This is a genomic window from Pseudomonas lurida, from assembly GCF_013522705.1.
Classification (GTDB): Bacteria; Pseudomonadota; Gammaproteobacteria; order Pseudomonadales; family Pseudomonadaceae; genus Aquipseudomonas; species Aquipseudomonas quebecensis.
In genome coordinates this window covers 42,762-58,298 of the sequence record NZ_JAAMRE010000010.1, presented here as the reverse complement: position 1 = coordinate 58,298, position 15,537 = coordinate 42,762, and the positions used below count along the sequence as shown (strand labels likewise).

The following is a 15,537-nucleotide window of genomic DNA, read 5'->3' as shown; positions in this document are numbered from 1 at the left end:
TGCATCACTGCAGGCGGGGCTTTTTCAGTACGGGGGTAAGGCTGGCTTACATCATGCCGCCCATGCCACCCATGCCGCCCATGTCTGGCATACCGCCGCCAGCCGAGCCTTCTTTCTTCGGTGCATCAGCGATCGCCGCTTCGGTGGTCAGGATCAGACCGCCGATGGAGGATGCTGCCTGCAGCGCCGAACGGGTTACCTTGGTTGGGTCCAGGATGCCCATTTCGATCATGTCGCCGTAGACGCCAGTCGCAGCGTTGTAACCGTAGTTACCTTTGCCGTTCTTGACTTCGTTGACCACAACGCTTGGCTCGTCGCCGGAGTTGGCAGCGATCTGGCGCAGTGGTGCTTCAACAGCGCGACGCAGTACAGCGATGCCGACGTTCTGGTCAGCGTTGTCGCCGGTCAGGTCAGTCAGGGCTTCCAGGGCACGGATCAGCGCAACGCCACCGCCAGGTACCACACCTTCTTCAACGGCTGCACGGGTTGCGTGCAGGGCGTCTTCAACGCGGGCCTTCTTCTCTTTCATTTCAACTTCGGAACCGGCGCCAACCTTGATCACTGCAACGCCGCCGGACAGCTTGGCCAGACGCTCTTGCAGTTTTTCACGGTCGTAGTCCGAGGAAGTTTCGGCAACCTGGGCACGGATCTGGTTGATGCGCGACTCGATGTCGCCTTCAACGCCGGCACCGTCAACGATGATGGTGTTTTCCTTGGACAGGGTCACACGCTTGGCGCTACCCAGGTTTTCCAGGGTGGCGCTTTCCAGGCTCAGGCCGATCTCTTCGGAGATAACGGTACCGCCGGTCAGGACGGCGATGTCCTGCAGCATGGCCTTGCGACGATCGCCGAAGCCTGGCGCCTTGACGGCGGCGACTTTGACGATGCCACGCATGTTGTTCACAACCAGAGTCGCCAGGGCTTCGCCTTCAACGTCTTCAGCCACGATCAGCAGTGGGCGACCGGCTTTGGCAACAGCTTCCAGCACCGGCAGCATTTCGCGGATGTTGGAGATTTTCTTGTCGACCAGCAGGATCAGCGGGCTGTCCAGCTCGGCAACCATGGTGTCAGGCTTGTTGACGAAGTACGGAGACAGGTAGCCGCGGTCGAACTGCATGCCTTCTACAACCGACAGTTCGTTTTCCAGGCCCGAGCCTTCTTCAACGGTGATCACGCCTTCTTTACCGACTTTTTCCATGGCTTCGGCAATGATGTCGCCGATGGAGTTGTCGGAGTTGGCGGAGATGGTACCCACCTGAGCGATGGCCTTGGTGTCGGCGCATGGCTTGGACAGGTTCTTCAGCTCTTTGACGATGGCGATGGTCGCCTTGTCGATACCGCGCTTCAGGTCCATCGGGTTCATGCCGGCAGCAACGGCCTTGAGGCCTTCGTTGACGATCGACTGAGCCAGAACGGTGGCGGTGGTGGTGCCGTCGCCTGCGTCATCGTTGGCACGGGAGGCAACGTCTTTGACCAGCTGCGCGCCCATGTTTTCGAAACGGTCTTCCAGTTCGATTTCTTTGGCGACGGAAACGCCGTCCTTGGTGATGGTCGGAGCGCCGAAGCTCTTCTCGATGATCACGTTACGGCCTTTCGGGCCCAGGGTCGCTTTTACTGCGTCAGCCAGAACGTTGACACCAGTGAGCATTTTCTTGCGGGCGGAGTCGCCGAATTTAACTTCTTTAGCAGCCATGATCGATATTCCTTAAATACTTTGACGTAACGGGAAAATGAGCGGGAAATCAGCCTTCCAGTACAGCGAGAATTTCGTTCTCAGCCATTACCAGCAGGTCTTCGCCGTCGACTTTCACAGTGTTGCTACCGGAGTAAGGGCCGAAAACAACCTTGTCACCCACTTTCACGGCCAGCGCGCGTACTTCACCGTTCTCCAGGGTCTTGCCCGGACCCGCAGCGACGATCACACCGTGGTTGGCTTTTTCAGCAGCCGAACCTGGCAGAACGATGCCGCCAGCGGTTTTCTTTTCTTCTTCGCTGCGACGGATGACGACGCGGTCGTGCAGAGGACGAAGCTTGCTCATTGTCGATCTCTCCTAATTGTGTTTTTCATCGGCCGGTATCAATTCCGGCGGGTTAAATTCCGGCGGTGCCGGTCGCGGTTCGCTGGGCGAAACGCGGAAGTCTGTCTAGTGTCACCACCAGAAACCTTGCGGTGACCGTTACATAAGGGCGCCTGTGCTTATTACAAGGGCCCGCGAATGAAATTTTTTATGTCCAGGGAGCCGGTAAATGCAGCACGGCACCTGAAGGTGCCGTGTGGGTGGGGGTTATTTGCCGTCGCGGTGCTCGAACTCGCCTTCGATCACATCGCCTTCACGGCCCAGAGGCTGGCGCGGGGCCGGGCCACCACGAGGCTGCAGGTCGTCGGCGAACGCACGCTGGCGAATCGCGGCCTCTTCGGCGCGCTGGCGCATTTTGCCGGCCAGCAATTTGCGGGTGACCGGCAGCAGCATCACCAGACCGACTGCGTCGCTGATGAAACCCGGCAGGATCAACAGCCCACCGGCCAGGGCCATCATCAGGCCTTCCAGCATGGTCTGGGCGGGCAACTCGCCGCGGTTCAGGCTTTCCCGGGCACGTAATGCCGTAGCCAGTCCGGCGACGCGCAGCACTAGAACGCCAAGCATCGAGCCTAGAATGATCAACAGCAATGCCGGGAAAAACCCGATCGCACTGCTGACCTGAACGAAGACGAACAGCTCCAACACCGGGAACAGCAGAAAGAGCAATAAAAAAGGGCGCATCAAATGGTTCCTCAACGCAAGAATGCCTTGCCAGTCCACCTTAGATGACGTCGCCGTTTCGTGAATTCAAGCGTCGGACGCCGTTTTTTTCGGCCAGGCAGCGGCATGAGCCAATGAAACCAGGGCTTCGCGCACCTGTGTCGGCGTGTTGCAAGACGTTGCGAACGGCAGCCAGTGCAACGACTGACCAATGCGCAGGTGCATGCCCTCACTGTCGATCCCGGCCAACTGCGCGGGCTCGCCGGCAGGCAAATCGGCAAGTGCCACGTAATGCGCAATCGCCTTGGCATGGTCGCTGTTCATGTGCTCGACCATGCTGCGCTCGGCCGTGCCGGCGAAAGGGTTGGCCAGGGTCAGCTGATCAAGCCAATGGATCGCGCCGAACCCGCCTATATAGCGGTGACGCACCGGCTTGAGCACCCAGAAATCAAAATCGTGCGCCTTGTGGTAGTTGGCCGACTCGGGAAAGTAGCGGTAGTAGCGTTCGGCCGCTGCCTCGACGGCGGTGGCGTCCTGCAGTTTTTCGGCTTCGGCCAGGTAGGTCAGGCGCCCCACTGCCTGCACATCGTCCGCCTCGCGCTCGCCGACCAGCAGAGAACACTTGGGATCTTTTTGCAGGTTATGGGTGTGCTGGGCGATACGGCTGATCAGAATCAATGGCCGGCCCTGCTCGTCCAGGCAGTACGGCACCACCGATCCAAAGGGAAAGCCGGGCATGGCTTTGGACAATGTGGAGAGAGCCCCACGGTATTCCTTGAGCAACAGCTCTCGGGCGTTCCTGGCAACCTGTGCGCTCAACGTATGACTCCTCGGGTATTCAGCCGCCCACTGCGTATGGGAATGGATCTCAACACAAGGTAATCAATAAAGGCCGCGGTTGCCAGGGGCTCGATTACCAGGCCACGCCGAACCCAGCGGTGTAGCGGGTTTTGCTCAGGCTGCTCTGGGAGTCGCCGCTGATCACATCGCGCTCGGCCTTGAGGTTGAGCGATGCCCACTCGGTGACTTTGTAGCGCAGGCCCATTTCCGCATCCAACGAGTACTCGGCCGGTGCATCGATAGGCTTGCCCAGTTCGCCGTTGGTGAAGAACTCAACGGTCTTGCCCACCAGGTAGCGGTTGTAGTTCCACTTCATGGCCAGGGAATAGAAGTTGTCTTTGCCGCCGTCGGCATATTCATAGTCGGTTCGGTTGACCAGCGAGCCGAGGGAGAAAGCGCCCAGTTCATCGTCCCAGAACTGGTAGCCAGGGCCGGTACCCACGGTGCGCTGGCGAGCCAGGTCTTCAACCTTGTCGCGCTTGTAGGTCAGACGCCCTTGCCAGAACCAGTGCTCGGTGAGAAAACGGTCCAGGTCGTATTCCAGCGCCCAGTTGTCGGTGGTGGTCACATCGTCCTGAAATTCGCGGTTGTACTCGCCCTGCCCGGTATGGCGCCATTGACCATGACGCGCGGACGTCTTGAAATCGATATCGTAGTCGTTGGTGTCTTTCTCGGCGCGCTTGTAATCCAGGGCCAGGTCGACGTTGCCCTTCCATACCAGGTCCTCGATCACAGGCTTTGGCTTGATGATCTGCTGAATGCTCGCCAGCTCCACGGTCTTGGGTGCCTCGCCATTGGCCAGCACCACCTTGCCGTCTTCCGCCGCGTGGAGGGACTTGGCCTTCTCGCCGCTGTAGGCATCCTGCTTGACCAGCAGTTCCTGGTCGCTTTCCAGGGTTTTGACCTGCTTCCAGTCCACGGGCACAGCGCCGGCGTAAGCGGTCTGGATCAGCAACTTGCCGCCGTCGAACAGTTTGATTTTGCCGGTCAGGCGATCACCGTTTTTCAACCAGACGGTATCGGCAAGCAGAGGCGTTGAGGCACTGAGAACAGCAAGGCACAGCAGGGTTCTGGACAACATAAGCGGATTCGAGGCTCGGGCGTGGCGAAAAGAGGGCATTATCGTGTTAGATCACGTCTTAGCAAGCACTGACTCAAGGATCGCAGATGAGTTCAATTCTCACCGCCATATTCACAGACGTTTCTTACATTATTACTGACGTTTTAAACGGATAGCGCCACAGTGAATCCCACACTCGAGCCTGAACAAAGCCCTGCCGAGATACGCCGCACAGCGCTGTACCTGACGCTGGCACAAGTGCCCGAAGGCTGCGTGGTGAGCTACGGCGAGCTGGCGCACCTGGCCGGTTTAGGGCGCGCGGCTCGCTGGGTGGGCCGCACCTTGAGCCAGCTCCCCGAAGACACGCGCTTGCCCTGGCATCGTGTGCTGGGTGCCGGCGGTCGGATAAGCCTGCCGGTCGGCAGCGCCTCGGGCGACGAACAACGTGCGCGTTTGCGCAGCGAAGGCGTCAGTATCCTGAACAATCGCGTTGATATTCAGCGCCATGGCTGGCGCCCGGTAGAGCACAGCGGTTAGAGTGCGCGCTTTGTTTCCGTGAATCTGAGGCAGACTCCAGCCCATGCCCCGTAAAACCTGGCGCGCCGCGCTCGCTGCCTATGCCAGCCCCTCGACGTTAGTGCTGTTGTTGCTCGGCTTCGCTGCCGGCATGCCTTACATGTTGGTGTTCTCGACGCTTTCGGTGTGGTTGCGCGAAGCCGGTGTGGCCCGCGAAACCATCGGTTATGCCAGCCTGATCGGGTTGGCGTACGCCTTCAAATGGGTCTGGTCACCGCTGCTCGACCAATGGCGCCTGCCGCTGCTCGGCAAACTCGGGCGGCGTCGTTCCTGGCTGGTGCTGGCCCAGTCGCTGGTGATCCTGGGCTTGATCGGCATGGGCTTCTGCGATCCGCAGAAGCATTTGTCCTGGCTGATCGCCATTGCAGTGATCGTCGCCTTTGCCTCCGCTACCCAGGACATTGCGGTCGACGCCTATCGCCTGGAAATCGCCGACGACAGTCGCCAGGCTGCCTTGGCCGCCAGCTATATGTCCGGTTATCGGATCGCCGCGCTGCTGGCCACCGCTGGCGCACTGTTTTTCGCCGAAGGTTTCGGCTCCACCGGCTTCAACTACAAACACTCGGCGTGGACCGGCACCTATGTGCTGTTCGGCGTGCTGATGATTCCAGCCTTGCTGACCACCCTGCTCATGCGCGAGCCCAATGTGCCACTGCGCACCCAGTTGCAGGCCGGCCGCTACAGCTTCGTGCATCAACTGGTGTCGGTGTTCGTGCTGATCGTACTGCTGGTGTCGGTACCGGCGATGTTCACCCAGTTATACAACACCGATTTCGCCAGTGTGCTCTTCCAGGGCGTGAGCCTGTGGGACCTGCTGATGGAAGACCGCGCGTTCCTGCGGGCCATCCTCTATATCACGCTCACCAGCCTGTGCCTGTCGGCCATGGGCCGGCGTGGCCTGGCGCCGGTGCTGACACCGGTCAACGACTTTATCCTGCGCTATCGCTGGCAGGCGTTGCTGCTGCTGGGCCTGATCGCAACGTATCGCATGTCCGACACGGTCATGGGCGTGATGGCCAATGTGTTCTACATCGACCAAGGCTTTACCAAGGACCAGATTGCCGGGGTCAGCAAAATCTTCGGCCTGATCATGACGCTGCTCGGCGCCGGCATGGGCGGCCTGCTGATTGTGCGCTTCGGCATCCTGCCGATCCTGTTCATCGGTGGCGTAGCGTCGGCCGGCACCAACCTGCTGTTCGTGATGCTCGCCGACATGGGCCCGGACCTGCAGATGCTGATTTTCACCATCTCACTGGATAACTTCAGCTCGGGCCTGGCCACGTCGGCCTTCGTGGCCTACTTGTCGAGCCTGACCAACCTCAAGTTCTCCGCTACCCAATATGCGCTGCTCAGCTCGATCATGCTGTTGTTGCCGCGCCTGATCGGCGGGTATTCGGGGGTGATGGTGGAGAAGTTCGGCTACCACAACTTCTTCCTGATCACCTGCATGCTGGGGGTGCCGACGCTGCTGCTGATCGCGTTGCACTGGTATCAGGAGAATCGGCGGATTCGGTTGAGTCCGCCGGCTGAGGACTGACAATGTGGGAGGGGCGTTGCGACGATTCGACTTGCCTCCTCCCACATACCCCTCTGCATTCTGATGCCTGTACTCCGGCAGCCCGCGCCCGTACAATCCCAAGTCATTTCAAGTTCAAGCAACCGACAACGGCCTACCATGCGTACCAGTCAATATTTGCTCGCCACACAGAAAGAAACGCCTTCCGATGCGGTCGTGATCAGCCACCAACTGATGCTGCGCGCCGGCATGATCCGCAAACTGGCCTCGGGCCTGTACACCTGGTTGCCCATGGGCTTGAAGGTGATGCGCAAGGTCGAAGCCATCGTTCGTGAAGAAATGAACGCCGCCGGCTCCCTGGAAGTGTTGATGCCGAGCACTCAGCCGGCCGAACTGTGGCAGGAATCCGGACGTTGGGAAGAGTACGGCCCTGAGTTGCTGCGCTTCAAGGACCGTCATGGCCGCGATTTCTGCGCCGGCCCGACCCATGAAGAAGTGATCACCGACCTGATGCGCAACGAGCTGAGCAGCTATAAACAGTTGCCGCTGAACCTGTATCAGATCCAGACCAAATTCCGTGATGAAATCCGCCCACGCTTCGGCTTGATGCGCGGGCGTGAATTCATCATGAAGGACGCCTATTCGTTCCACGCTGACCAGGCGTCCCTGCAAGTCACCTACGACCGCATGCACCAGGCCTATTGCAACGTGTTCACGCGCCTGGGCCTGAAATTCCGCCCGGTTGAAGCGGATAACGGTTCCATCGGCGGCGCCGGCTCCCACGAATTCCACGTACTGGCCGAGTCCGGCGAAGACGATATCGTGTTCAGCAACGGCTCCGACTACGCGGCGAACATCGAGAAAGCCGAGGCCGTGCCACGGGAAACCTCGCGCCCTGCCCCGACCGAAGAACTGCGCCTGGTGGACACCCCGGACACCAAGACCATCGCGGCCCTGGTGGAAAAATTCAATCTGCCGATTGAAAAGACCATCAAGACGCTGATCGTGCACGCTGAAGAAGAAGGCAAGCTGATCGCGCTGGTGATCCGTGGCGACCACGAACTCAATGAAATCAAGGCCGCCCAGCAGCCGGGCGTTGCCAACCCACTGGTCATGGCCACCGATGCCGAGCTGCGCGACGCCATTGGCGCCGGCGCCGGTTCCCTCGGCCCGCTGAACCTGCCGCTGCCGATCATCATCGACCGCTCGGTCGAGCTGATGAGCGACTTCGGTATCGGCGCCAACATCGATGACAAGCACTATTTCGGCGTGAACTGGGAGCGTGACCTGCCGGTTCCCACCGTCGCCGACCTGCGCAACGTGGTGGCCGGCGACCCTAGTCCGGACGGCAAGGGCACCCTGGAAATCAAGCGCGGCATCGAAGTCGGGCATATCTTCCAGCTGGGCAACAAATACAGCAAAGCGATGAAGTGCGAAGTGCTGGGCGAGAACGGCAAGCCGATCACCCTGGAAATGGGGTGCTACGGTATTGGCGTGTCCCGCGTGGTGGCGGCTGCCATCGAGCAGAACAACGACGAGAAAGGCATCATCTGGAGTGACGCCCTGGCGCCGTTCCAAGTGGCGCTGGTACCGCTGCGCTATGAAACCGAGCAAGTACGCGAAGCCACCGACAAACTGTATGCCGAACTGACGGCCGCCGGTTTTGAAGTGTTGCTTGATGACCGGGACAAGAAAACCAGCCCTGGCATCAAGTTCGCCGACATGGAACTGATTGGCATCCCTCACCGGATCGTGGTCAGCGACCGCGGCCTGGCCGATGGCAATCTGGAATACAAGAGCCGGACCGAAGCCGAAGCCCAACCGTTGCCGGTGGCTGACGTGCTGTCTTTCCTTCAGGCGCGTATTCGTCGCTGAAAACCAGATCAAGAGAAGTCATGTTCAAGCGAAACACCAGAGCCCTGGGGGGCGCCGCCTTGTGCGGCGCCCTGCTGGTCAGCGGCTGCGCCAATCAGATGTCGCAACGCAGCGAGCACGAGGAGCGGGTCGAGCGCAAATTGCTCGATCACAGCCTGCAGATCGATGTAGGCGAGCCCAAAGTGCTGGAACTGCCGCAACGCCGGGTGCGCATTCACGAACAAAAGACCTTTGAGGTCACCGAGTTCGAAGTCACCCGTCGTTATGACCGCTATACGCCTTACCAACCCTGGCGCGAAGTGTATGAAATGCCACTGGGTGCGGTGGCGTTGGTAGCAGGTGCAGGCGCCAACGTGGCGAACATCTTCGCCCTCGGCAACCTGCCGACGAGCGTGACCCATGATTGGCTGATCTACGGCGTGGACGGGCTCAACCCATTCATGAACGTGCAGTCTCATGGTCGCGCGCAGCAGAATCTGGCCGGTATCGATGAAGTCCAGCGCGACAAGCGCCTGGAGTATTCGAGCCTGCCCTGGAGCGAACGTCCGGTCCAGGTCACTGCCGGCAAACAGACCCATGAGCTGACCACCGACCGCAACGGCGTGCTGCGCCTGAATTTGCTGGACAGCCCCTTTGCCGAGCAGGACCTGAACCACGTCACCACCTTGAAGATCAATGTGGAGGATGGTCAGGACGATGTGCACGTGGATTCGACATTGGCCATCAGCCACACCCTGCGTGGCAAGTTGCTCGAAGCCCACGGTTTGATCTACGACGACCTGGAAGACGACGAAGTCAGCCAGTGGGTGCACCGCGTCAAACGCTTGTCGGAGTTGGGCCTGGAAGAAGAAGCCAGCGAGTTGGAACAAAGCCTGATCGAACTGACCCGCAATGATCCTGAGTTGCAGCAGGAATTTTTGCAGGCGTTGACCAAGGATGCAGGGCGACTCGTAGCGGATCCAGGCGCACGCTGAGAGCGCAAAGGGTTGGAGATCAAATGCGGGAGGAGCCCCTTCCACATTTTGACTGGCGGTTTCTACCAGGCGAACTCTAACTGTTCGTTACCGCCACTCAGGTCCAGCAAGCGCACGCCAATCCCCAGCAAACGCACTGGTTTCCCACCGCGATTGAACGCCTGGGACAGTAGCTGCTGATAACTCTCCAGATCCCGCCCTGCCCCGGCCTGCTCCAAGGTGGTCTGGGTAAAGTCATGAAACTTCACCTTAACGAACGGCTTGCCCGCGCGATAACTGCTGTCGATGCGCGCCATGCGCCCGGCCAGAGTTTCCATCAGCTCAGGCAGCTTGGCCAGGCAACTTGAGAGATCCGGCAGGTCGGTATCGTAGGTATTTTCCACACTGATGGATTGTCGCCGGCTGTCATTCTGCACCGCGCGCTCATCAATCCCACGGGCCAGACTCCATAGTCGCTCGCCAAAACTGCCGAATTCACGCACCAGCGCCAGCTTGTTCCACTCTCGCAGTTGCAGACAGTCCTCGATACCCAGGCGTGCCAGCTTGTCGGCGGTGACCTTGCCCACCCCATGAAGCTTGCTCACACGCAGCTGGGAGACGAAATCTTCAATCTGGTCCGGGGTAATCACAAACAGGCCGTTAGGCTTCTTCCAGTCGCTGGCGATCTTGGCCAGGAACTTGTTCGGCGCCACGCCAGCAGACACGGTGATGTGCAGTTGGTTAGAAACCCGACGGCGGATGTCCTGGGCGATGCGCGTAGCACTGCCGCCAAAATGCGGGCTGTCGGAAACGTCCAGGTAAGCCTCATCCAGTGAAAGCGGTTCGATCAGATCGGTATAGTCGCGAAAGATCGTGTGAATTTCCTTCGACGCTTCTTTATAGGCATCCATGCGCGGCTTGACGATGGTCAGGTCCGGGCACAGCTTCAGGGCATGCCGTGACGACATTGCCGAACGCACACCGTAGGCCCGTGCTTCATAGTTGCACGTGGCGATCACCCCGCGCCGATCCGCCGAGCCGCCCACGGCCAGTGGCTTGCGGGCCAGGCTCGGGTCATCGCGCATCTCGATGGCGGCGTAGAAGCAATCACAGTCGACGTGGATGATTTTGCGCTGCGTCATAAATAGAAGGGGTAATCCAACGGGCGTTCAGTATCGCACTCACCCCCTGTATATAGCACCAGTAGTTTGAATCTTCCGTCTGAGCGGTAGGAATTTTCCTGATGAGATTTAATTTCTCAATCGAAACCAGCCGCGCAATAGAGCTGAAACCCTCGGCCTGCCTGGGCCCGTGCGGTCAAGGAAGCCGTTATCGAGCGCTAACCGATTGAACCCAAAGCGCTTTTCTTGCAATCACAGGTTGACACACTCGCGTTCCTCTGTAGAATGCCGACACACAGACGCGGGATGGAGCAGTCTGGTAGCTCGTCGGGCTCATAACCCGAAGGTCGTCGGTTCAAATCCGGCTCCCGCAACCAAACATCAAAAAAGGCTACTCGAAAGAGTGGCCTTTTTTGTGCCTGCCTGTTTTACATCTGTACGAAAATTGTAAGACAAAAAAATCTTTAGTCGCCGCGCACTTAGCGCTCCTGACCGGTATGCAGCCTCCGATTCACACTTATTTGACCCATCGGGCCATTAACGGTTGACACCTCGCCGCTGGACTGTAGAATGCCGCCCACAGACGCGGGATGGAGCAGTCTGGTAGCTCGTCGGGCTCATAACCCGAAGGTCGTCGGTTCAAATCCGGCTCCCGCAACCAAACATCAAAAAAGGCTGCTCGAAAGAGTGGCCTTTTTTGTATCTGAAGAAAAAGTTCTTCTGAAACAATGAGATGGCATATTTCATGAAACCGCACACGGTTTGTGGAGTCCATCTGATCACGCGCTATGCTTACTCCTCTACGACCAATGGCCGCAGTCGCCGCACCCGGTGATACGCGTTAATATTTGTAATTATTTTGTCCATAGGGATTGGTAACTTGGCTGGATACCTCCATCCTGTCGCGCACAATCCACGAGGTGATTGATGCGCGCCAACTCGTCTGAACCACAAGATTCCGTCACAGCAACCCAACCGATCGCCCCCACCCGTTTGCGCTGGCTCGATCTGTTGAGCAAATACCGACAGCCGATCGGCCTGGCAGTGACGTTGCTGCTGTTCGCCATCGCCCTGATCGCCTGCCGACATCTGTTGCTGGAACTGGATCTCTACGCTCTCCACGACTCGATCCTGGAAGTGCCCAAGCCAGCCTTGCTGGGAGCCTTCGCTGCGGCCGTCGCCGGCTTTGTGATCCTGCTGGGCTATGAGTTTTCCGGCGCCCGCTACGCAGGGGTAAACCTGCCCGCCAAGACCTTGGCCCTCGGCGGCTTTACCGCCTTCGCCATCGGCAATGCCATTGGCCTGTCGATGCTCTCGGGCGGATCGGTGCGCTACCGTCTCTATGCACGCCATGGCATCGGGGCCTCGGAAGTAGCCCGCATGACGGTGTTTGCCAGCCTGGCCTTGGGCACTGCCCTGCCGCCGCTGGCCGCGATCGCGACATTGAGCAACCTGCCGGCCGCCTCCAGCTATCTGCATCTGCCGCAAATACTGCTCGGCGGTATTGCCGGCGCGGTGCTGATACTGTCGGCCGCGCTGTGCATCGGTATCTATCGCCGTCGTTTGCCGGAACAGCCCTATCCGGACAACCTGCTGGTCAAGGTCGGCCGCCGCACCCTGCGCCTGCCGGGTCGTCGCCTGACCTTCCTGCAACTGGTCATTACCGCACTGGATGTTGCCGCCGCCGCCGCCGTCCTTTATATGCTGCTGCCGGAAGCGCCGCCCTTCGGCCCGTTCCTGCTGGTCTACCTGCTGGCCCTGGCCGCAGGTGTGCTCAGCCACGTACCGGGCGGTGTGGGAGTGTTCGAGGCGATCCTGCTCGCAGCCTTCGCCGACAAGCTCGGCGCCGCGCCACTGGCGGCGGCGTTGCTGCTCTATCGCATGATCTACGTGGTGCTGCCACTGCTGATCGCTTGCGTTTTCCTGCTGGTCAATGAGGCCCAGCGCCTGTTCCAGACCCAGCAGAGCCTGCGAGTGGCCTCGGGCCTGGCGGCCCCGGTGCTGGCCGTACTGGTTTTTTTGTCCGGCGTGGTCCTGCTGTTTTCCGGCGCCACGCCGGAGATCGATTCACGCCTGGAAAACATCGGCTTCCTGATTCCCCACCGCCTGATTGACGCCTCCCACTTCGGTGCCAGCCTGATCGGCGTGCTGTGCCTGCTGCTCGCCCAGGGCCTGCGTCGACGCCTGTCGGCCGCCTGGATGCTGACCATGGTGTTGCTGTTGGTGGGCGCCCTGCTTTCGCTGCTTAAAGGCTTCGACTGGGAAGAAGCCAGTCTGATGACCATGACCGCGGTGCTGCTGGCGATCTTCCGACGTTCGTTCTACCGCGCCAGTCGCCTGACCGAACTGCCGTTTTCGCCGCTGTACCTGGTGGCCAGCGTATGCGTGCTGGGCGCCTCGATCTGGCTGCTGTTGTTTGCCTACCAGGACGTCCCCTACAGCCACCAACTCTGGTGGCAGTTCACCCTCGACGCCAACGCCCCGCGTGGCCTGCGCTCCTTGCTCGGCGCCGCCGTGCTGTTGGTGATCGTGTCGCTGACCTGGCTGCTGCGTACTGCGCGCCCCGTGATCCATCTGCCCACGCCGGAAGAACTGGAGCGCGCTACCAGGATCCTGATGGCCTCGTCCCAACCCGACGGTGGCCTGGCGTTGACGGGAGACAAAGCCCTGCTCTTCCACCCCAATGACGAAGCGTTCCTGATGTACGCCCGCCGTGGGCGCAGCCTGGTGGCCCTGTACGACCCGATCGGGCCGACCCAACAACGCGCCGAGATGATCTGGCAGTTCCGCGACCTGTGCGACATCCACCATGCGCGCCCGGTGTTCTACCAGGTGCGGGCGGAGAATCTGCCGTACTACATGGACATCGGCCTGACCGCGATCAAGCTGGGCGAGGAAGCCCGCGTGGACCTCAAGCGCTTTGACCTGGAAGCCAAGGGCAAAGAGATGAAGGATTTGCGCTACACCTGGAACCGTGGCACCCGGGATGGCCTGTCCCTGGAGATCTGCGAGCCGGGCACGGCGCCGATGGATGAATTAAAAGTTATCTCGGACGCCTGGCTTACCGGTAAGAATGTGCGCGAAAAAGGCTTTTCCCTGGGGCGCTTCAGTGATGACTACCTCAAGCACTTTCGCATCGCGATCATTCGCTTCGAAGGGCGCCCGGTGGCCTTCGCCAACCTGCTCGAAACCTACAACCATGACCTGGCCAGTCTGGACCTGATGCGTGCGCACCCGGACGCGCCCAAGCTGACCATGGAGTTCATGATGGTCGGCCTGATTCAACACTATAAGAACCATGGCTACGCCCGCTTCAGCCTCGGCATGGTGCCGTTGTCGGGCCTGCAACCACGACGCGGCGCCCCATTGACCCAACGCCTGGGCTCGATGGTGTTCCGTCGCGGCGAGCAACTGTATAACTTTCAAGGTTTGCGCCGCTTCAAAGACAAATTCCAGCCTGACTGGGAACCTCGCTATATGGCCGTGCCCGCAGGACTCGATCCGCTGGTGGCACTGGCCGATACCGCCGCCCTCATCGCGGGCGGCTTGACTGGATTGGTGAAACGCTGATGATTCGACGCTCCTGGCGGTATGTATTGGCCTTAGTAGTGCTGCTCGCCCTGATCCTGGGTGGCGGCTTTTGGTACTGGAACCGCCCTGCCCCGCAGCCCACTCTGGAGCAATTGCCCCAGGCCGATGGCGCGGCGCTGACCCGTGTGACCCCGGCCGGCGCCGCCAAAGCCCGCGTGATCGTGGCCGTGCTGGCCGACGACGTGCTGGCCGACAGCCAACTGCTGGCCCTGAGCCAGGGCGGCAAGGCGCAGATCGTGCAAGTGGTGCTGCCCAAGGATGACTGCAAACTGCAGGAACAAGCCCTGCAAGAGGCCCTGGCGCAGCTCAAGGGCCCGGCCACCCTGGTCAGCGGCATCGGCCCTGGCGCAGCACTGGCCTGGCGCTGGCTGGCCACACAGAACGACGACAAGGCCAACGCCATCTCGGTCGGCTTTGCGCTTGTGCAGGAAGGGTGCAAGGATCCGTTGCCGAAAACCGCCGCCCACGGCAACTGGCTGGTGGCATGGAATGACAACCCTGACGATGAAAGCGCCAGCTTCGTACGTGATACGCCGCGCGCCACCACCAGCATCAGCGACTACGACATTCATTACCCGCAAGTGCTGAACAACGAACTGCGCAAGCAATTGGTCGGTTCGGACAACGGCGGGCTGGCGATCCCGGTGGTCGAAGTGCCGGCCGGCCAGGCCAAGGACACGGTAACGCTGTTCCTCTCCGGTGATGGCGGCTGGCGCGACCTGGACCGCGACGTAGCCAGCGAGATGGCCAAGATCGGCTACCCGGTGGTCGGCATCGACACCCTGCGCTACTACTGGCAGCACAAGACGCCGGAACAAAGCGCTAAAGACCTCACCGAACTGATGCAGCACTACCGGCAAAAGTGGGGCACCAAGCGCTTCGTGCTGACCGGCTACTCCTTCGGCGCCGACGTCCTGCCGGCCATTTACAATCGCCTGCCGGAGAACGAGCAACAGCGGGTCGATGCAATCATCCTGCTGGCCTTCGCCCGTACCGGCAGCTTTGAAATCGAAGTGGAAGGCTGGCTGGGTAACGCCGGTAAAGAAGCCGCCACCGGACCCGAAATGGCCAAGCTGCCGGCAGACAAGGTGGTGTGCATCTACGGTGCCGAAGAAGTCGACGAGAGCGGCTGCACCGACAAGACCGCCGTGGGTGAAGCCTTGAAGCTGCCGGGCGGGCATCACTTCGACGAAAATTATCCGGCGCTGGCCAAACGGTTGGTGGATATCATCGTCAAGCACCAGGCCAAAACCGAATAAAATCG

Annotated in this window: 12 protein-coding genes and 2 tRNA genes; 8 read left to right on the top strand and 6 right to left on the bottom strand. The window is 60.2% G+C overall.

What is annotated here, in order from left to right; genetic code table 11:
- Positions 1-46: 46 nt before the first annotated feature.
- The 5 genes from groL to G7025_RS10930 all read right to left on the bottom strand — a co-directional run bounded on the left by groL (position 47) and on the right by G7025_RS10930 (position 4,662).
- Positions 47-1,693, bottom strand: a complete 1,647-nt coding sequence (groL, locus tag G7025_RS10950; RefSeq protein WP_181078947.1) for a chaperonin GroEL — start codon at positions 1,691-1,693, stop codon at positions 47-49.
- A 49-nt stretch (positions 1,694-1,742) separates the two neighbouring features.
- Positions 1,743-2,039, bottom strand: coding sequence for a co-chaperone GroES (locus G7025_RS10945; RefSeq protein ID WP_017846112.1), 297 nt, complete (start codon positions 2,037-2,039; stop codon positions 1,743-1,745).
- 246 nt (positions 2,040-2,285) lie between these two features.
- Positions 2,286-2,762, bottom strand: coding sequence for an FxsA family protein (locus tag G7025_RS10940; RefSeq protein WP_181078945.1), 477 nt, complete (start codon positions 2,760-2,762; stop codon positions 2,286-2,288).
- Between the two features lie 66 nt (positions 2,763-2,828).
- Positions 2,829-3,560 (bottom strand): HugZ family pyridoxamine 5'-phosphate oxidase, encoded by a 732-nt coding sequence (locus tag G7025_RS10935; protein ID WP_181078943.1) that lies wholly within the window; start codon positions 3,558-3,560, stop codon positions 2,829-2,831.
- A gap of 94 nt (positions 3,561-3,654) precedes the next feature.
- Positions 3,655-4,662, bottom strand: a complete 1,008-nt coding sequence (locus G7025_RS10930) for a DUF481 domain-containing protein (RefSeq protein ID WP_181078941.1) — start codon at positions 4,660-4,662, stop codon at positions 3,655-3,657.
- A 162-nt stretch (positions 4,663-4,824) separates the two neighbouring features.
- On the opposite strand from G7025_RS10930, the gene G7025_RS10925 reads away from it, so the two are divergent.
- The 4 genes from G7025_RS10925 to G7025_RS10910 all read left to right on the top strand — a co-directional run bounded on the left by G7025_RS10925 (position 4,825) and on the right by G7025_RS10910 (position 9,582).
- Positions 4,825-5,178 carry an MGMT family protein gene (locus G7025_RS10925; protein ID WP_181078939.1) on the top strand — a complete coding sequence of 118 codons (354 nt, stop codon included), beginning with the start codon at positions 4,825-4,827 and terminating at the stop codon, positions 5,176-5,178.
- 43 nt (positions 5,179-5,221) lie between these two features.
- On the top strand, positions 5,222-6,754 hold the full coding sequence (locus G7025_RS10920; protein ID WP_181078937.1) for an AmpG family muropeptide MFS transporter: 1,533 nt from the start codon (positions 5,222-5,224) through the stop codon (positions 6,752-6,754).
- Between the two features lie 138 nt (positions 6,755-6,892).
- Positions 6,893-8,608, top strand: coding sequence for a proline--tRNA ligase (locus tag G7025_RS10915; protein WP_181078935.1), 1,716 nt, complete (start codon positions 6,893-6,895; stop codon positions 8,606-8,608).
- Between the two features lie 20 nt (positions 8,609-8,628).
- Positions 8,629-9,582: a hypothetical protein gene (locus G7025_RS10910; RefSeq protein ID WP_181078933.1), complete on the top strand. Its 954-nt coding sequence runs from the start codon at positions 8,629-8,631 to the stop codon at positions 9,580-9,582.
- 62 nt (positions 9,583-9,644) lie between these two features.
- Here the strand turns inward: G7025_RS10910 and dinB are convergent, their stop codons facing one another.
- On the bottom strand, positions 9,645-10,703 hold the full coding sequence (gene dinB, locus G7025_RS10905) for a DNA polymerase IV (protein WP_181078931.1): 1,059 nt from the start codon (positions 10,701-10,703) through the stop codon (positions 9,645-9,647).
- Between the two features lie 279 nt (positions 10,704-10,982).
- Between dinB and G7025_RS10900 the strand changes: the two genes are divergently transcribed.
- From G7025_RS10900 to G7025_RS10885, 4 genes are all read left to right on the top strand, one after another.
- A tRNA-Met gene (locus G7025_RS10900) sits at positions 10,983-11,059 on the top strand.
- A 207-nt stretch (positions 11,060-11,266) separates the two neighbouring features.
- Positions 11,267-11,343: transfer RNA gene (locus G7025_RS10895), tRNA-Met, on the top strand.
- A 266-nt stretch (positions 11,344-11,609) separates the two neighbouring features.
- Positions 11,610-14,252, top strand: coding sequence for a bifunctional lysylphosphatidylglycerol flippase/synthetase MprF (mprF, locus tag G7025_RS10890; protein ID WP_181078929.1), 2,643 nt, complete (start codon positions 11,610-11,612; stop codon positions 14,250-14,252).
- Complete coding sequence (locus G7025_RS10885; RefSeq protein ID WP_181078927.1) at positions 14,252-15,532, top strand: virulence factor family protein; 1,281 nt, start codon at positions 14,252-14,254, stop codon at positions 15,530-15,532. Before mprF ends, G7025_RS10885 begins: the two co-directional genes overlap by 1 nt.
- The last annotated feature ends 5 nt before the right edge of the window (positions 15,533-15,537 follow it).

Coding starts and splice junctions, on each gene's coding strand:
- groL (WP_181078947.1), bottom strand. CDS start 1,693: ATGGCTGCTAAAGAAGTTAAATTCGGCGACTCCGCCCGCAAGAAAATG.
- G7025_RS10945 (WP_017846112.1), bottom strand. CDS start 2,039: ATGAGCAAGCTTCGTCCTCTGCACGACCGCGTCGTCATCCGTCGCAGC.
- G7025_RS10940 (WP_181078945.1), bottom strand. CDS start 2,762: ATGCGCCCTTTTTTATTGCTCTTTCTGCTGTTCCCGGTGTTGGAGCTG.
- G7025_RS10930 (WP_181078941.1), bottom strand. CDS start 4,662: ATGTTGTCCAGAACCCTGCTGTGCCTTGCTGTTCTCAGTGCCTCAACG.
- G7025_RS10920 (WP_181078937.1), top strand. CDS start 5,222: ATGCCCCGTAAAACCTGGCGCGCCGCGCTCGCTGCCTATGCCAGCCCC.
- G7025_RS10915 (WP_181078935.1), top strand. CDS start 6,893: ATGCGTACCAGTCAATATTTGCTCGCCACACAGAAAGAAACGCCTTCC.
- G7025_RS10910 (WP_181078933.1), top strand. CDS start 8,629: ATGTTCAAGCGAAACACCAGAGCCCTGGGGGGCGCCGCCTTGTGCGGC.
- dinB (WP_181078931.1), bottom strand. CDS start 10,703: ATGACGCAGCGCAAAATCATCCACGTCGACTGTGATTGCTTCTACGCC.
- mprF (WP_181078929.1), top strand. CDS start 11,610: ATGCGCGCCAACTCGTCTGAACCACAAGATTCCGTCACAGCAACCCAA.
- G7025_RS10885 (WP_181078927.1), top strand. CDS start 14,252: ATGATTCGACGCTCCTGGCGGTATGTATTGGCCTTAGTAGTGCTGCTC.